Below are 15,207 nucleotides of genomic sequence, written 5' to 3' on the forward strand. Positions count from 1 at the left end.
GGCAAAACGGATCAGGTATAGATCATCTTGCGGCTCATGCCGCCGTCCACTACAAATTCCTGACCGGTAACGAACCCGGCCTGACGCGACAGTAACCATGCCACCAGCGCCGCGACGTCTTCCACTGTTCCTACCCTGCCGGTCGGATGCTGGGCGTGGTCGGCATCGGTCAACGGCTCAGCCCTACGCTGGGCCGGGTCACGTGCGTCGATCCAGCCCGGGCTCACCGCATTGACGCGAATCTCCGGGCCCAGGCTCATGGCCAGGGCATGGGTCAGCGCCAGCAGCCCGCCCTTGCTCGCCGCATAAGCCTCGGTATCAGGCTCGGATTGGCGTGCACGGGTCGAGGTCAAGTTGACGATGGCGCCGCCATGGGCACGCAGATACGGCGCACAGTGCTTGGCCAGCAGCATCGGGCCATTCAGATTGACCGCCAGCACCCGGTTCCACTGGCTCAGGCTCAAGCTCTCGAGGGTATGGTTGTGCGGGTTGGCGATGGCGGCGTTGCACACCAGCGCATCGAGGCGGCCAAATTGGCCAAGCAGCTCGGACACCCCGGCACTGACCTGGGCTTCATCGGCAACGTCCATGGTGATGAACCAGGCATTGTCGCCAAGTGCCTTGGCCACCTTGGCACCACGCGGGCGGTCAAGGTCGCTGAGGACCACTTGCCAGCCCTCGCAGATCAGCCAGGCGGCAATGCCCAGGCCGATGCCGCGGGCGGCACCGGTAACCAGGGCGACCCGACCGTTATGATCGGGCTCGCCGCCCTTCCAGTCGATCACAGCGCTGCCAGCCCACGCGCCAGGTCGGCTTGCAGGTCAGCAACGTCTTCCAGGCCAACCGCAATGCGGATCAGGCTGTCACGGATACCCGCCGCCTCACGCTCCTGCGGCGACAGACGGCCGTGGGAAGTGGTCGCCGGGTGGGTGATGGTGGTCTTGCTGTCACCCAGGTTGGCCGTGATCGAGAGCAAACGGGTGGCATCAATGAAGCGCCAGGCGCCGTCTTTGCCGCCTTTGACCTCAAAGCTCACCACCGCACCGAAGTCACTCATCTGCCGTTTGGCCAGTTCGTGCTGCGGGTGGCTGGCGAGGCCAGCGTAGTGGACTTTCTCTACCCCATCCTGCTGCTCAAGCCACTGCGCCAGCGCCTTGGCACTCTCGCAATGGGCGCGCATACGTAGCTTCAGCGTCTCCAGGCCTTTGAGGAAGACCCAGGCGTTGAACGGGCTGAGGGTAGGCCCTGCGGTACGCAGAAAGCCCACCACTTCCTTCATCTGCTCGCTACGCCCGGCCACCGCACCGCCCATGCAACGGCCTTGGCCATCGATGAACTTGGTTGCCGAATGCACGACGATGTCGGCACCCAGCTTCAGCGGTTGCTGCAGCGCTGGAGTGCTGAAGCAGTTATCGACCACCAGCAGCGCGCCGCGGGCATGGGCGATCTCGGCCAGCGCGGCGATATCGACCAGTTCGGCCAGCGGGTTGGACGGCGACTCGACGAACAGCAGTTTGGTGTTGGCCTTGATGCCCTGCTGCCAACCGCTGAGCTCGGCCAGTGGCACGTAGTCCACCTCGACGCCAAAGCGCTTGAAGTACTTCTCGAACAGACTGATGGTGGAGCCGAACACGCTTTGCGAGACCAGCACATGATCACCGGCGCTGCACAGCGCCATCACCGTCGACAGGATCGCCGACATGCCGGTAGAGGTGCCAACTGCCTGTTCGGCGCCTTCCAGGGCCGCCAGGCGCTCTTCAAAGGCGCGCACGGTCGGGTTGGTATAGCGCGAATAGACGTTGCCCGGTGTTTCACCGGCAAACCGCGCAGCTGCATCGGCAGCCGTGCGGAACACGTAGCTGGAGGTGAAGAACAGCGCGTCGCTGTGCTCAGCCTCCGGCGTGCGGTATTGACCGGCGCGCACCGCCAGGGTGTCGAAAGCGACACCCTCGAGGTCGCTGTCCAGTCGCCCGGCATCCCATTGATCCGTCATGCCATCACTCCCAATCAGTTGTTGTAGAGGTCGATGATTGCGCTGACAGCCTGAGTCTTGACCTTCGCCGCATCGTTGCGATTTTGCTCGATACGGTCCAGGTAGGCGTCGTCGATGTCGCCGGTGACGTATTCACCGTCGAACACTGCGCAGTCGAAATGCTCGATCTTGATCTTGCCGCCACCGACCGAATCGATCAGGTCTGGCAAGTCCTGATAGATCAGCCAGTCGGCGCCGATCAACTCGGCCACCTGGTCGGTGGTACGGTTGTGGGCGATCAGTTCGTGGACACTCGGCATGTCGATGCCGTAGACGTTGGGGTAACGCACTGCCGGGGCAGCGGAACAGAAGTAGACGTTTTTCGCGCCGGCCTCGCGGGCCATCTGGATGATCTGCTTGCAGGTGGTGCCGCGCACGATCGAGTCGTCGACGAGCATCACGTTCTTGCCGCGGAATTCCAGCTCGATGGCGTTGAGCTTCTGGCGCACCGACTTCTTGCGGGCGGCCTGGCCGGGCATGATGAAGGTACGGCCGATGTAGCGGTTCTTGACGAAGCCTTCGCGGAACTTCACGCCCAGACGGTTGGCCAGCTCCAGCGCTGCGGTACGGCTGGTGTCCGGAATCGGGATAACCACGTCGATGTCATGCTCAGGACGCTCGCGCATGATCTTGTCTGCGAGTTTCTCGCCCATGCGCAGCCGCGCCTTGTACACCGAGACGCCATCCATGATCGAGTCAGGACGCGCCAGGTAGACGTGCTCGAAGATGCACGGCTTGAGCATTGGGTTATGCGCGCACTGCTTGGTGTGCAGCTGGCCTTCCTCGGTGATGTACACCGCTTCGCCCGGTGCCAGGTCACGGATCAGGGTGAAGCCGAGCACATCGAGAGCGACGCTTTCGGAGGCGATCATGTACTCCACGCCCTCGTCGGTGTGACGCTGGCCGAACACCACCGGGCGAATGCCGTTGGGGTCACGGAAGCCGACGATGCCATAGCCGGTGATCATCGCTACTACCGCGTAACCACCAACACAACGGCTGTGCACGTGGGAGACCGCCGCGAACACGTCTTCTTCGGTAGGCTGCAGCTTGCCGCGCACGGCCAGCTCGTGGGCGAATACGTTGAGCAGCACTTCCGAATCGGAGTTGGTGTTGACGTGGCGCAGATCGGACTCGTAGATCTCCTTGGCCAGCTGCTCGACATTGGTCAAGTTGCCGTTGTGGGCCAAGGTGATGCCGTACGGCGAGTTGACGTAGAACGGCTGGGCCTCGGCCGAGGTCGAGCTGCCCGCAGTCGGGTAGCGCACGTGGCCAATCCCCATGTGGCCGACCAGGCGCTGCATGTGCCGCTGCTGGAACACGTCGCGCACCAGGCCATTGTCCTTGCGCAGGAATAACCGGCCGTCATGGCTGGTGACGATACCGGCAGCATCCTGGCCGCGGTGCTGGAGGACCGTAAGCGCATCATACAGCGCCTGATTGACGTTCGACTTACCGACAATACCGGTGATGCCACACATGCGACGCAACCCCTACTTTGATGAAACTTGAGTGAATAGCGCTCAAGGCCGCGATGGCCCCAGCAACTGTTCCTTGAACGGAAGATCAGCAGGTGCGCTGATCCCACTGGACATCCACTGGCTGGTGAAACCCAGGATAAGGTTTTTCGACCAGTCAGCGACCAATAGAAATTGAGGTATCAGGCGCGACTCTTGCCACCATGGGTCCTGTTGTACAGGGCCAAGGCTGAGCAGACCGACTGCCACGACAACCAAAAGGGCTCCACGGGCGGCGCCGAAGGCCATGCCCAGAAAGCGATCGGTGCCGGACAGCCCGGTCACGCGGATCAGCTCGCCTATCAGGAAATTGAGCATCGCCCCGACAATCAGCGTGGCGACAAAAAGAATGGTACAGCCGGCGATGACCCGTGCCGAAGGCGTCTGGATGTAGCTTTCCAGGTACTGCGCCAACGAGCCGCCGAACATCCAGGCAACCGCACCTGCGGTAATCCAGATGACCAGCGACAGGGCCTCCTTGACGAAGCCGCGTGTCAAACTGATCAATGTGGAGACGGCGATAACAGCGATGATCGCCCAATCAACCCAGGTAAATGCCACGGTGCCGCCTGCATACGTTTGAGGCGGCGCATTTTACCAGAGCAACGGGCTGGGAGTAAGCGGAATGTCAGGGTGTTGCTTCACCAGCGCTGACGACGCTGGCAAAGCCACATTCCGGACTCAGTTGCGCTCCGGCTGGAAGCGGGTGACAAAGCCCTTGAGCTTCTGCTGGCGGTTGATCACATCACGCAGGCGCTCGGCCTCGGCGCGCTCGATCAACGGCCCCACGTAGACTCGGTTCATGCCATCGGCTGAGCGGATGTAGGCGTTGTAACCCTGGCTGCGCAGGGTCTTTTGCAAGTTGTCGGCACCGGCCCGGTTGGACAGACTGGCCAACTGGATCGACCAACTGACTGGCAGACCGTTGGTGTCGATCTTGGAGGCGGCGGCAGGCTTGGTGGCGGCGACGCTGGCGGTGGCTGGCGCGGTGACCGGCGCACGGTTCTCGATCTTCGGCGCAGGCGCTGGCGCAGTTACCGGCGCTGGCGACGGTGCAGCACTGATCGGCTGGCTCGGCGTGGACGGTGGCGCGGTCGACTCATCGACCACCACCGGTGGCTGCTCGACAATCGGCTGCTGCTCGGGCACCTGGATCGTCTCGACCTGCACCTGCGGCAAGCTCGGCATAGCCGGGGCCTCGGGCGCATCGACCCGGACCTGGCGCATCTCGTCTTCGCGGGTGAACAGCATCGGCAAGAAGATCACCGCCAGTGCAACCAGCACCAACGCACCGACCATGCGCTGTTTCATTCCCTTATCCAGCACTGCCATTTACTCCGCCCTCAGGAGCCTGCTGCGCAAGCCATTGCAAGGCCTGGGCAACACAGAAAAACGAACCGAACAGCACGATCTGATCATCGCCGGTCGCGTGTGCGCACTGGCCCTGCAAAGCGGCCTCGACGCTGGGGTAAGACTTCACCGACTGGCCAAGGTTCGTCAAGGCCTGCGCGAGCTCGCCAGCCGGGCGACTGCGCGGGGTGTCGAGCGGCGCCACGGCCCAGCTGTCGAACAGCCCCTGCAGCGGCGCGAGCACGCCGTCGAGGTCCTTGTCTGCGAGCAGGCCGAACACCGCCAGGCGTTTGCCCAGTGGTGGCCTGGCAGCCAGCCGTCGTGCCAGGTACTCGGCCGCATGCGGGTTGTGGCCGACATCCAGCAGGACCTCGACAGGTGTACCCTGCCAGGTCAGCGAACGCCGGTCGAGGCGACCGGTCATGCGCGTGTCCAGCAGTGCCCGACGTACCTGCGCCGCGTCCCACTCCAGCCCCATCAGCAGATAGGCCTGCAACGCGAGCGCGGCGTTTTCCATAGGCAGATCGAGCAACGGCAGGTCATGCAGCTCGACCGCCGCGCCATCCAGGGTCCGACCCCGCCAGTGCCAGCTATCGGCACCCAGGCTCAGGTCAAAATCGCGGCTGCGCAGGAACAACGGGCAGCCCAGCTCGCGGGCTTTATCCAGCAACGGCTGCGGCGGCTCGAGATCACCACACAGGGCCGGTTTGCCCGGACGGAAGATACCCGCCTTCTCGAACGCCACCGCCTCACGCGTGTCGCCCAGGTATTCGACGTGATCGACGCCGATACTGGTGACCAGCGCCAGATCGGCATCGACAAGATTGACGGTATCCAGCCGCCCACCGAGGCCGACTTCGAGCACCACGGCATCCAGCGCCGACTGCTCGAACAGCCAGAACGCCGCCAGGGTGCCCATCTCGAAATAGGTCAATGAGGTGTCACCGCGTGCAGCCTCGACGGCCACAAACGCCTCGCACAGGCGCTCATCGCTGGCATCGACGCCATCGATGCGCACCCGCTCGTTGTAGCGCAGCAGGTGCGGCGAGCTGTACACGCCAACGCGCAGGCCCTGGGCCTTGAGCAACGTTGCGACAAAGGCACAGGTCGAGCCCTTGCCGTTGGTGCCGGTAACCGTCACTACCCGCGGCGCCAGCTTGCCCAGCCCGAGCCGCTGCGCCACCTGTTGCGAACGCTCCAGGCCCATGTCGATGGCTGAAGGGTGCAACTGCTCGAGATAGGCGAGCCATTCGCCGAGGGTACGCTGGCTCATCAGGCGACGGCCGCCACTTCCTGCACCAGGGCCTGGGCAGGCGTTGGCTGACCGGTCATCTGCGCCAGCAGACGGGCCAGACGTGGACGCAGATCAGGACGCGAGATGATCAGGTCGATGGCACCGTGCTCCAGCAGGAACTCGCTGCGCTGGAAGCCTTCTGGCAGCTTCTCGCGAACGGTCTGCTCGATTACGCGCGGACCGGCGAAGCCGATCAGCGCCTTGGGCTCGCCAACGATCACGTCGCCGAGCATAGCCAGCGAAGCAGAAACGCCGCCATAAACCGGGTCGGTCAGCACCGAAATGAACGGGATGCCTTCTTCACGCAGACGCGCCAGCACTGCCGAGGTCTTGGCCATCTGCATCAGCGAGATCAGCGCTTCCTGCATGCGCGCACCGCCGGAAGCGGAGAAGCAGATCATCGGGCAGCGATGTTCCAGGGCATAGTTGGCAGCACGCACGAAGCGCTCACCGACCACGGCCCCCATCGAGCCACCCATGAACGAGAATTCGAAGGCGCTGACCACGACCGGCATGCCCATCAGGGTGCCGCTCATGGAGATCAGGGCGTCTTTCTCGCCGGTCTGCTTCTGCGCGCCGACCAGACGGTCCTTGTACTTCTTGCCATCGCGGAACTTGAGGCGGTCGACCGGTTCCAGATCGGCACCCAGCTCGGCACGGCCTTCGGCGTCGAGGAAGATGTCGATGCGCGCACGGGCACCGATACGCATGTGGTGGTTGCACTTGGGGCAGACGTCGAGAGTCTTTTCCAGCTCCGGGCGATACAGCACGTTCTCGCAGGCCGGGCACTTGTGCCAAAGGCCTTCAGGCACCGAGCTTTTCTTCACCTCGGAACGCATGATCGAAGGGATCAGTTTGTCGACTAACCAGTTGCTCATGCTTCGTCTCTCCAGTATTTGACGGACGGGGACCGGTCACGCCGGCCAAGCCCTGCCCTTGAGCTCAATTTTTTCAAATGATTCGCTACCAGCTCGGTTCCGTGGCCCGCGGTAGTGCGGTGCCGGCCGGACGACCGGGCCGTGTTCAATATGTTCGACTGCGCCACAGCGCGCGCCGGGCAGCACCAGGCTGCGAAAGCTATGGACGATGGCGCGCGGCCAGCCGTCACATCTGCACTCATGCCTGGCGCACTGCGCGCATGAACGCTTCGATCCTGGCCGCGTCCTTGATGCCCTTGGCCTGCTCGACGCCGCCGCTGACATCCACCGCATACGGCTGCACCTGGGCGATCGCCTGGGCGACGTTGTCTGCGCTCAGGCCGCCGGCAAGGATGATCGGCTTGCTTAACCGCGCCGGCACCAACGACCAGTCGAACGCCTCACCGGTGCCACCAGGCACGCCGGCGACGAACGTATCCAGCAGAATTCCGCTGGCGCCCGCGTAGTGCTGGCAAGCCGCCTCCAGATCATCCCCCGGGCGCACCCTCAGGGCCTTGATATATGGCCGGTTGAAGCCCACACAGTCGCTCGGGGTTTCGTCGCCGTGGAACTGTAGCAGGTCCAACGGCACCGCCTCGAGGATCTCGTTGAGTTCGCAGCGTGAGGCATTGACGAACAAGCCGACCGTGGTCACGAACGGCGGCAGCGCGGCGATGATCGCCCGCGCCTGGTGCACGTCGACCGCGCGCGGGCTCTTGGCGTAGAACACCAGACCAATGGCATCGGCGCCTGCGTCGGCGGCAGCCAGGGCATCCTCGATGCGGGTAATCCCGCAGATTTTGCTGCGCACGCTGCTCATGGACGGCGAACCCTCTGTAATCGGTAAGGGGCGGATGGTAGCAAACGCTGGATGCCGCGTCAGTCCGCCAAGGTATCGAAACCGCTGAGAAAGTGTGGGCCGATGTAACGCTGAGGCAGCACGAAAGGCTCGGGATATTCGACCTGGACCAGGTACAGCCCATACGGATGCGCGGTAACTCCGGCTTCGCGCCGGTCGCGGCTTTCCAGCACTTCACGAGCCCAGGCCACTGGCCGATCACCGCTGCCGATGCTCATCAACACACCAGCGATGTTACGCACCATGTGGTGCAGAAAGGCGCTGGCGCGGATGTCGAGCACGATCATCTGGCCGTGCCGGGTCACGCGCAGGTGGTACATCTCCTTGACCGGCGACTTGGCCTGACACTGGCTGGCGCGAAAGGCGCTGAAGTCGTGGGTACCGAGCAGGTATCGAGCGGCCTCGGCCATGCGCTCGACGTCGAGTGGGCGGTGATTCCAGGTGACTTCCTCGGCCAGGTGCGCCGGGCGGATCGGGTCGTTGTAGATGACGTAGCGATAACGCCGGGCGTTGGCCTTGAAGCGGGCATGAAAATCCGCCGGCATGACCGTCGCCCAGGTCACGCTGATGTCGTGGGGCAGATTGAAATTGGTACCCATGGTCCAGGCACGCTCGTCGCGCAGCGCATTGGTATCGAAATGCACAACTTGACCACTGGCATGCACACCGGCATCGGTGCGCCCGGCGCAAGACACGGTAATGGGGGCATTGGCCACCTTCGACAGGGCCTGCTCAAGCGCCTGCTGAACACTCGGTACGCCACTGGTCTGGCGCTGCCAGCCACGGTAGCGGGCGCCCTTGTATTCCACGCCCAGGGCAATCCGGGAGAAGCCTTCGGCCGCCGATTCGGCCCGGTCGATGTCGATGATGTCCAAGTAACTGAAACCTGTGGATGGAACAAAAGGCGGCAGTATAACGACAACGGCAGCCGATAGGGCTGCCGTTGCCGGGCAGGCGCCATGCCGGCCCTGCCCCGTTCTGCTGAACTGGCTGACTAGACCAGACGCGAGAGCATGTCCTCAGCTTCGCTGCGCTGAGTGTCGTCGCCGTCCTTGACCACTTCATCAAGGATATCCCGCGCGCCTTGATGGTCACCCATGTCGATGTAGGCACGCGCCAGGTCAAGCTTGGTCGCGACCTCATCGGCGCCGGAGAAGAAGTCGAAGTCCAAATCGTCCAGCGGCTCCAGCTCCTGCTCGGCATCGGCGGCCGTGAACTGCGGCTCGAGCGGCGGGGTTTCCAGACTCTGCGACAGCTTGTCGAGTTCGGCGTTGACGTCGTCCAGCTCGGAGGCGAAGTTCTGCGCTGCCGGCGAGTCGTCATCCAGCGACAGCGACAGGTCGAAGTCATCCGGCAGCTCCAGCTCGGAGATCGGATCGAACTCGGGGATTTCGTCGAATGCGGCAAGTTCCGCCGCGACATCTACCGGTGGCTCTGCTGGCGGCGGCTCGACTGCTACGTCGCCGACGTCAAGGTCGAAGTCAGCCAGGTCATCAACGGCCTGCGGCTCGGCCTGGGCTTGTGCCTGTGCCAGCAGCGCTTCGAAATCATCGTCCGCGTCGGTAGCGGCAGCGACAGGTTCAACCGGCTCGCTCAGCTCGGTTTGCGGATTATCGTCAAGCGTTACCGTGAGGTCGTCCTGGGGCTGCGCCTGCAGTGGCTCATCCAGCAACAGGTCATCGTCCAGACTGAGGTCGAAGGCAGTGTCCAGATCGTCTTCGGCAACCGGTTCGATATCGGCCAGTGCGGCCGGCTCGGGCTCAGGCTCTGCTGCAGGTGCGGGCTCGGTGATTACCGGCTCGGGCTCGAAAGACAGATCGTCAAGCACCGGCTCCGGCTCGACAGCGGCCGGGATGTCCTGTTCGTCCTGCAGCAGCTCCTGTACGTACTGCTCGTCCAGCTCAGCGGCCAGCGCCGCAGCACCGAGGCCGGCAGCTGCCACTGCAACCATGGCCGGGAAGCGCTCGCGCAGCGATTCGACTTCGGTTTGATTGGCTGGGTTGGCGGGCAACTGGCGTTCCTGCTCGACAAAGGCGTTTTGATCACCCTGGCGCGCGTAGACTTCCATCAGTTTGAGGCGCAGATCGCTGCGTTCCGGCTCGGCTGCAACCGCAGGTTCGAGCAGGTCGGCGGCGTGATTCAGGCGACCACGAGCCAGGCTCAGGTCGACTTGAGCGAGCAGTGGATCAGTCGTATCGGCTTGAGCTGCGGGCTCAGCCTCCACCACTGGCACCACCGGAGCAACCGGCACCACCGGCTTCTCGGCCGCTGTCGCCGCTGCTGCCGACGCTGCTACCACCGCTGGTGCAAGGGTCACGCTCGGCGCCGACATGTCCAGACCGTCGAAGCTGCCAGGTGGCAGATCCAGATCAGGGTTGCGCTCGCCCTCCTCCGACAAGGCACGGGCCATGCGCAGGTGTTTTTCGGCCTCTTGGTCGGCTTTGCGCTTACGCGCCAGCAAAAGCAGGAGCAACAGCAGCACGAGCAGCGCGGAACCGGCGATCAGCGCAAGCAACAGCGGGTTGCCGAGCAACTGGTCCAGAGCGCTCTGCTCCGGCTTGACCTCGTCTGCAGGAGCGACTTGCGGAGCAGTATCCACAGCAGCTGGCGCAGGTGTAACCACCGGCTCGGCCGGGGCCAGTTGCGCATCGACAGCAGGTACAGCAGGCTGAGCAGGCGTCTCTGCACCAGGCAGCGCAGCTGCAGCGGCCGGGTCTGGCTCGGCCGCGCCTTGGGCTTCAAGGCGGGCCAGCTGGTCGTTCTTCATCTGGATCAGACGCTGCAGCTTGTCCAGCTGGCTCTGCAGGTCGGTCATGCGGCTTTTCAATTCGTCGTTGTCACGACGGCTGGTGTCCAGGCTTTCCTGGGCCACGGCCAGCTTGTCACTGACCGCCTTGGCATCGTTCCTGGCGGTCTTGCCGCCAGGGGTCACCAGCCGCAGGTTGTCGCCTTGAGCGATCTGCGCGGGCGTGGCTTCAGCGGCACCGCGGCGAGTGGCATCGAGCTGGCGGGCGCGCGGCCCGAGCCTGCGTCCTTCGCGCCAGGCGGCATATTGCTCGGCCACATCGCGATTGGCCTCACCCTGCGGGATGCTCTGGATCTGTTGCTGATCAGGCAGGCGCAGCACCTGACCGACCTTGAGCTGGTTGATATTGTTGCCGATGAACGCGTCCGGGTTGAGCGCCTGGATCGCCAGCATGGTCTGCTGCACCGAGCCACCCTGGCTGTTGCGCGCAGCAATCTGCCAGAGGGTGTCGCGGCGCTTGGTGGTGTAGTTGGCGGCACCACTCACGGCCGGGTTGATATTGGCTGCAGCAGGCTGCGCGCCTTGGGCCTGGGCCTGGTCGAGGAGGACGCTGTAGTCACGCAGCAAACGCCCCTGCGGCCACATTACCTGCACCAGGAACTTGACCACCGGCTCCGGCAACGGCCGGCTGGAAGTAACCCTTAACACGCTCTTGCCGTTGGGGCTGAGCACCGTGGTGAAGGTCAGGTCCTCGACGTAGGATGGATAGGCCACCCCGGCCTTGGCGAACTCTTCACGCGAAGCGAGGCTAGGTGCCACCTCGGCAGCGGTGAGGTCGCGAACGTCGAGCAGTTCGATCTCAGCGTCCAGCGGTTGGTTTTGCGCCGACTTCAGTGTCAGCTCACCCAACCCCAGAGCATTGGCCATGCCAGACGACAGCGCCGAAGCTGCCGCCATGGCCAGAACCAGTTTGCGAATTCGAAGCATGACCTCTTCCCTTGTATGAATCGTCCCGAAACCTACATGCGGTGCAGGACAAAAGTGCTCAGCAGTATCTTTTACAGCCTGTGTTTAAGCAACAATTGGCCGACCTGCACGGCGTTGAGTGCCGCACCCTTGCGCAGGTTGTCGGTGGTCAGCCAAAGGTTGAGCTGCTCTGGCTCATCAATTCCGTGCCGTACACGACCAACATAGACCACGTCTTGGCCGACTGCGTCACCCACCGGTGTCGGATAATCATCCGCTTCGACCAATTCGATGCTCGCCGCCGCCTCCAGCGCCTGGTTCACCGCACCCAGATCCACCGGGCGCCGGCTTTGCACGGCCACACTCAAGCTATCGCCGAAAAACACCGGGACTTGAACGCAGCTCACAGAAATCTTCAGCGCTGGCATATCCAGCAGCGCGCGCAGCTCCTTGACCAGGCGCCGCTCTACCGCGCTGTGGCCGTGCGCATCAACGGCGCCGACCTGGGCCAATACGTTGAACGCGATCTGCCGATCGAAGAAGCGCGGCTCCAATGGCCGCGCATTGAGCAGCTCGGCGGTCTGCCGGGCCAGCTCGCCCACCGCTTCCTTGCCTTGGGCCGACACCGCCAGGCTGGCCATGACCTGCACCCGCTCGATATCGAGCAGGCCCTTGAGCGGCGCCAACGCCACCGCCAGGGCCACGGCACTGGCACTTGGGCTGGTGATCAGCGCGGGCAGGCTCAGGCCGGCCACCTGCTCGGGATTGGCTTCTGGTACCAGGGCAACGGCGTGCTCAAGCTCGCCGGACAGGTCGATCACGCTGCAACCGGCAGCATGGGCCTTGCTGGCGAAGCTGCGGCTGACCGCCGGGCCCGCAGCAAAGAAGGCCAGCTTGACCTGGCTGAAGTCGAAGCTGTCGACCTCACGCACGCGCACCTTTTTGCCGGCGAACATCACACTGCTGCCAGCCGATTCCATGCTGGCCAGCAGATGCAGCTTGCCCACCGGGAATTCGAGCTCTTCGAGGATCTGCACGAGAGTTTCACCGACACTGCCGGTGGCGCCGATCACGGCGATATCTAGGGGTTGGCTCATGGGGAGTCCTCTGCTGAAACGGCGGGAGCGGCACTTTACTTGGATTCTCAGCCTGGGGGTACCTTGGCCGCGCCATCTACCGCCCATAAAAAAACCCGCGCTGGGCAACAGCGCGGGTTTTTCTTCAGTGCAAGCGCAATCAGCGCTCCAGCAGAATCCGCAGCATGCGGCGCAGCGGCTCGGCAGCACCCCACAGCAGCTGGTCACCGACGGTGAACGCGCCCAGGTACTGGCTGCCCATGTTCAGCTTGCGCAGACGACCAACCGGCACGTTGAGGGTACCGGTGACGTTGGTCGGGCTCAGCTCTTGCATGCTGATTTCACGCTGGTTCGGCACCAGTTTCACCCATGGGTTGTGCTGGCTGATCATGCCTTCGATATCGGCCAGCGGCACATCCTTGTTGAGCTTGATGGTCAGCGCCTGGCTGTGGCAACGCATGGCACCGATGCGCACGCAGATGCCGTCGACCGGGATCGGGCTCTTGAAGCGGCCGAGGATCTTGTTGGTCTCGGCCTGGGCTTTCCATTCCTCACGGCTCTGGCCGTTGGGCAGCTCTTTGTCGATCCACGGGATCAGGCTACCGGCCAGCGGCACACCGAAGTTCTCGGTAGGGAAGGCTTCGCTGCGCATGGCCTCGGCAACCTTGCGGTCGATGTCGAGGATGGCGCTGGCCGGGTTGGCCAGGTCTTCGCTGACGGCCGCGTTGATGCCGCCCATCTGCTTGATCAGCTCGCGCATGTTCTGCGCGCCAGCACCGGAAGCGGCCTGGTAGGTCATGGCGCTCATCCACTCGACCAGACCCGCTTCGAACAGGCCACCCAGGCCCATCAGCATCAGGCTGACGGTGCAGTTGCCGCCGATGTAGTTCTTGGTACCGGCATCGAGCTGCTGGTCGATCACCTTGCGGTTCACCGGATCGAGGACGATCACCGCGTCATCCTGCATACGCAGCGAAGAAGCAGCGTCAATCCAGTAACCCTGCCAGCCAGCTTCGCGCAGCTTGGGGAAGACCTCGTTGGTGTAGTCGCCGCCCTGGCAAGTCAGAATGACGTCGAGGGTCTTCAGCTCTTCAATGCTGTAGGCGTCCTTCAGCGGAGAGATATCCTTGCCCACGTTCGGACCCTGGCCACCGACATTGGAGGTGGTGAAGAACACCGGCTCGATCAGGTCGAAGTCCTGCTCTTCCAGCATGCGCTGCATGAGCACGGAACCGACCATTCCACGCCAACCGATCAGACCTACACGTTTCATCGCAACTACACCTTTGCTAAAAAGTGGGCCGCCACCGAGAGATATTGGCAGCGGGCCAGAGAGATTACAGATTCCGCAGCGCCGCGACTACTGCATCGCCCATTTCCTTGGTGCCAACCTTGTTGCAGCCGGTCGACCAGATATCACCCGTGCGCAGGCCTTGATCGAGCACCTGGCTGACCGCCTGCTCGATGGCCTCGGCAGCAGCGTGCTGATTGAAGCTGTAACGCAGCATCATCGACACCGACAGGATGGTCGCCAACGGGTTGGCTACGCCCTGGCCGGCGATGTCTGGCGCCGAGCCGTGGCATGGCTCGTACATGCCCTTGTTGTTGGCATCCAGCGAGGCCGAAGGCAGCATGCCGATGGAACCGGTGAGCATCGACGCTTCATCCGAAAGAATGTCACCAAACATGTTGTCGGTAACCATTACATCGAACTGCTTGGGTGCCCGCACCAGCTGCATGGCGGCGTTGTCGACGTACATGTGGCTGAGTTCGACGTCTGGGTAATCCTTGGCAACCTCTTCAACCACTTCACGCCACAGCTGGCTGGACGCAAGTACGTTGGCCTTGTCGACCGAGCACAACTTCTTGCCACGCACGCGGGCCATGTCGAAGCCGACCCGGGCAATCCGGCGCACTTCGCTTTCGCTGTATGGCAGGGTGTCGTAGGCCTGACGCTCGCCGCCTTCCAGCTCGCGCTGGCCACGCGGGGCGCCGAAGTAAATGCCGCCAGTGAGTTCACGGACGATGAGGATGTCCAGGCCCGAGACGATTTCCGGCTTCAGCGAAGAGGCGTCGGCCAGTTGCGGGTAGAGAATCGCAGGACGCAGGTTGGCGAACAGGCCCAGTTGCGCACGAATCTTCAGCAGGCCGCGCTCTGGACGAATGTCCCGCTCGATCTTGTCCCACTTCGGCCCGCCGACGGCGCCCAACAGCACCGCATCAGCGTTGCGCGCACGCTCAAGGGTGGCATCCGCCAATGGCACGCCATGTGCGTCGATGGCAGCGCCACCGATCAGATCGTGCTCCAGGGCGAAACCGAGCTGGAACTTGTCGTTGGCCAGCTCCAGCACCTTGACCGCTTCGGCCATGATTTCCGGGCCGATACCGTCACCTGGGAGAATCAGAATCTGCTTGCTCATGCTTTTCTTTATCCGTTCAAACGGCGTGGC

General features: G+C 63.4%; 13 protein-coding genes. All 13 read right to left on the minus strand.

Annotated features, from left to right (window positions below; all coding sequences use genetic code 11):
* Positions 1-11 precede the first annotated feature (11 nt).
* Complete coding sequence (locus tag HU736_RS09635) at positions 12-785, minus strand: SDR family oxidoreductase (protein WP_103438095.1); 774 nt, start codon at positions 783-785, stop codon at positions 12-14.
* Positions 782-1,993: an O-succinylhomoserine sulfhydrylase gene (locus HU736_RS09640; RefSeq protein WP_186700142.1), complete on the minus strand. Its 1,212-nt coding sequence runs from the start codon at positions 1,991-1,993 to the stop codon at positions 782-784. The genes HU736_RS09635 and HU736_RS09640 overlap by 4 nt, the downstream gene beginning before the upstream one ends.
* Before the next feature lie 14 nt (positions 1,994-2,007).
* Positions 2,008-3,513, minus strand: a complete 1,506-nt coding sequence (gene purF / locus HU736_RS09645) for an amidophosphoribosyltransferase (RefSeq protein ID WP_101321405.1) — start codon at positions 3,511-3,513, stop codon at positions 2,008-2,010.
* A gap of 42 nt (positions 3,514-3,555) precedes the next feature.
* Positions 3,556-4,110 carry a CvpA family protein gene (locus tag HU736_RS09650; protein WP_101321407.1) on the minus strand — a complete coding sequence of 185 codons (555 nt, stop codon included), beginning with the start codon at positions 4,108-4,110 and terminating at the stop codon, positions 3,556-3,558.
* Between the two features lie 120 nt (positions 4,111-4,230).
* Positions 4,231-4,881: an SPOR domain-containing protein gene (locus tag HU736_RS09655; RefSeq protein ID WP_186700140.1), complete on the minus strand. Its 651-nt coding sequence runs from the start codon at positions 4,879-4,881 to the stop codon at positions 4,231-4,233.
* Positions 4,865-6,172 (minus strand): bifunctional tetrahydrofolate synthase/dihydrofolate synthase, encoded by a 1,308-nt coding sequence (gene folC / locus HU736_RS09660; protein WP_103438098.1) that lies wholly within the window; start codon positions 6,170-6,172, stop codon positions 4,865-4,867. Before folC ends, HU736_RS09655 begins: the two co-directional genes overlap by 17 nt.
* The gene (accD, locus tag HU736_RS09665) at positions 6,172-7,071 is read right to left on the minus strand and encodes an acetyl-CoA carboxylase, carboxyltransferase subunit beta (protein WP_103438099.1); all 900 of its coding nucleotides are present in this window, start codon (positions 7,069-7,071) and stop codon (positions 6,172-6,174) included. The genes folC and accD overlap by 1 nt, the downstream gene beginning before the upstream one ends.
* 238 nt (positions 7,072-7,309) lie before the next feature.
* Positions 7,310-7,930, minus strand: a complete 621-nt coding sequence (locus HU736_RS09670) for a phosphoribosylanthranilate isomerase (RefSeq protein ID WP_103438100.1) — start codon at positions 7,928-7,930, stop codon at positions 7,310-7,312.
* Positions 7,931-7,989: 59 nt separating this feature from the next.
* Positions 7,990-8,844 carry a tRNA pseudouridine(38-40) synthase TruA gene (gene truA / locus HU736_RS09675; RefSeq protein WP_103438101.1) on the minus strand — a complete coding sequence of 285 codons (855 nt, stop codon included), beginning with the start codon at positions 8,842-8,844 and terminating at the stop codon, positions 7,990-7,992.
* A gap of 119 nt (positions 8,845-8,963) precedes the next feature.
* Positions 8,964-11,702 (minus strand): motility hub landmark protein FimV, encoded by a 2,739-nt coding sequence (locus tag HU736_RS09680; protein WP_186700138.1) that lies wholly within the window; start codon positions 11,700-11,702, stop codon positions 8,964-8,966.
* Positions 11,703-11,773: 71 nt separating this feature from the next.
* Complete coding sequence (locus tag HU736_RS09685) at positions 11,774-12,778, minus strand: aspartate-semialdehyde dehydrogenase (protein WP_186700136.1); 1,005 nt, start codon at positions 12,776-12,778, stop codon at positions 11,774-11,776.
* A 139-nt stretch (positions 12,779-12,917) separates the two neighbouring features.
* Positions 12,918-14,030 (minus strand): aspartate-semialdehyde dehydrogenase, encoded by a 1,113-nt coding sequence (gene asd, locus HU736_RS09690; protein ID WP_103438104.1) that lies wholly within the window; start codon positions 14,028-14,030, stop codon positions 12,918-12,920.
* Between the two features lie 64 nt (positions 14,031-14,094).
* Positions 14,095-15,177, minus strand: coding sequence for a 3-isopropylmalate dehydrogenase (gene leuB, locus HU736_RS09695; RefSeq protein ID WP_150572950.1), 1,083 nt, complete (start codon positions 15,175-15,177; stop codon positions 14,095-14,097).
* Between the last annotated feature and the right edge of the window lie 30 nt (positions 15,178-15,207).

Source organism: Pseudomonas shirazensis (assembly GCF_014268785.2).
Lineage (GTDB): Bacteria > Pseudomonadota > Gammaproteobacteria > Pseudomonadales > Pseudomonadaceae > Aquipseudomonas > Aquipseudomonas shirazensis.

What these genes read in the sequence shown, in the direction of transcription:
- HU736_RS09680 (WP_186700138.1), bottom strand. Translation starts at nt 11,702, where the DNA reads ATGCTTCGAATTCGCAAACTGGTTCTGGCCATGGCGGCAGCTTCGGCG.
- accD (WP_103438099.1), bottom strand. Translation starts at nt 7,071, where the DNA reads ATGAGCAACTGGTTAGTCGACAAACTGATCCCTTCGATCATGCGTTCC.
- leuB (WP_150572950.1), bottom strand. Translation starts at nt 15,177, where the DNA reads ATGAGCAAGCAGATTCTGATTCTCCCAGGTGACGGTATCGGCCCGGAA.
- HU736_RS09670 (WP_103438100.1), bottom strand. Translation starts at nt 7,930, where the DNA reads ATGAGCAGCGTGCGCAGCAAAATCTGCGGGATTACCCGCATCGAGGAT.
- asd (WP_103438104.1), bottom strand. Translation starts at nt 14,030, where the DNA reads ATGAAACGTGTAGGTCTGATCGGTTGGCGTGGAATGGTCGGTTCCGTG.
- folC (WP_103438098.1), bottom strand. Translation starts at nt 6,172, where the DNA reads ATGAGCCAGCGTACCCTCGGCGAATGGCTCGCCTATCTCGAGCAGTTG.
- HU736_RS09640 (WP_186700142.1), bottom strand. Translation starts at nt 1,993, where the DNA reads ATGACGGATCAATGGGATGCCGGGCGACTGGACAGCGACCTCGAGGGT.
- HU736_RS09655 (WP_186700140.1), bottom strand. Translation starts at nt 4,881, where the DNA reads ATGGCAGTGCTGGATAAGGGAATGAAACAGCGCATGGTCGGTGCGTTG.
- HU736_RS09685 (WP_186700136.1), bottom strand. Translation starts at nt 12,778, where the DNA reads ATGAGCCAACCCCTAGATATCGCCGTGATCGGCGCCACCGGCAGTGTC.
- purF (WP_101321405.1), bottom strand. Translation starts at nt 3,513, where the DNA reads ATGTGTGGCATCACCGGTATTGTCGGTAAGTCGAACGTCAATCAGGCG.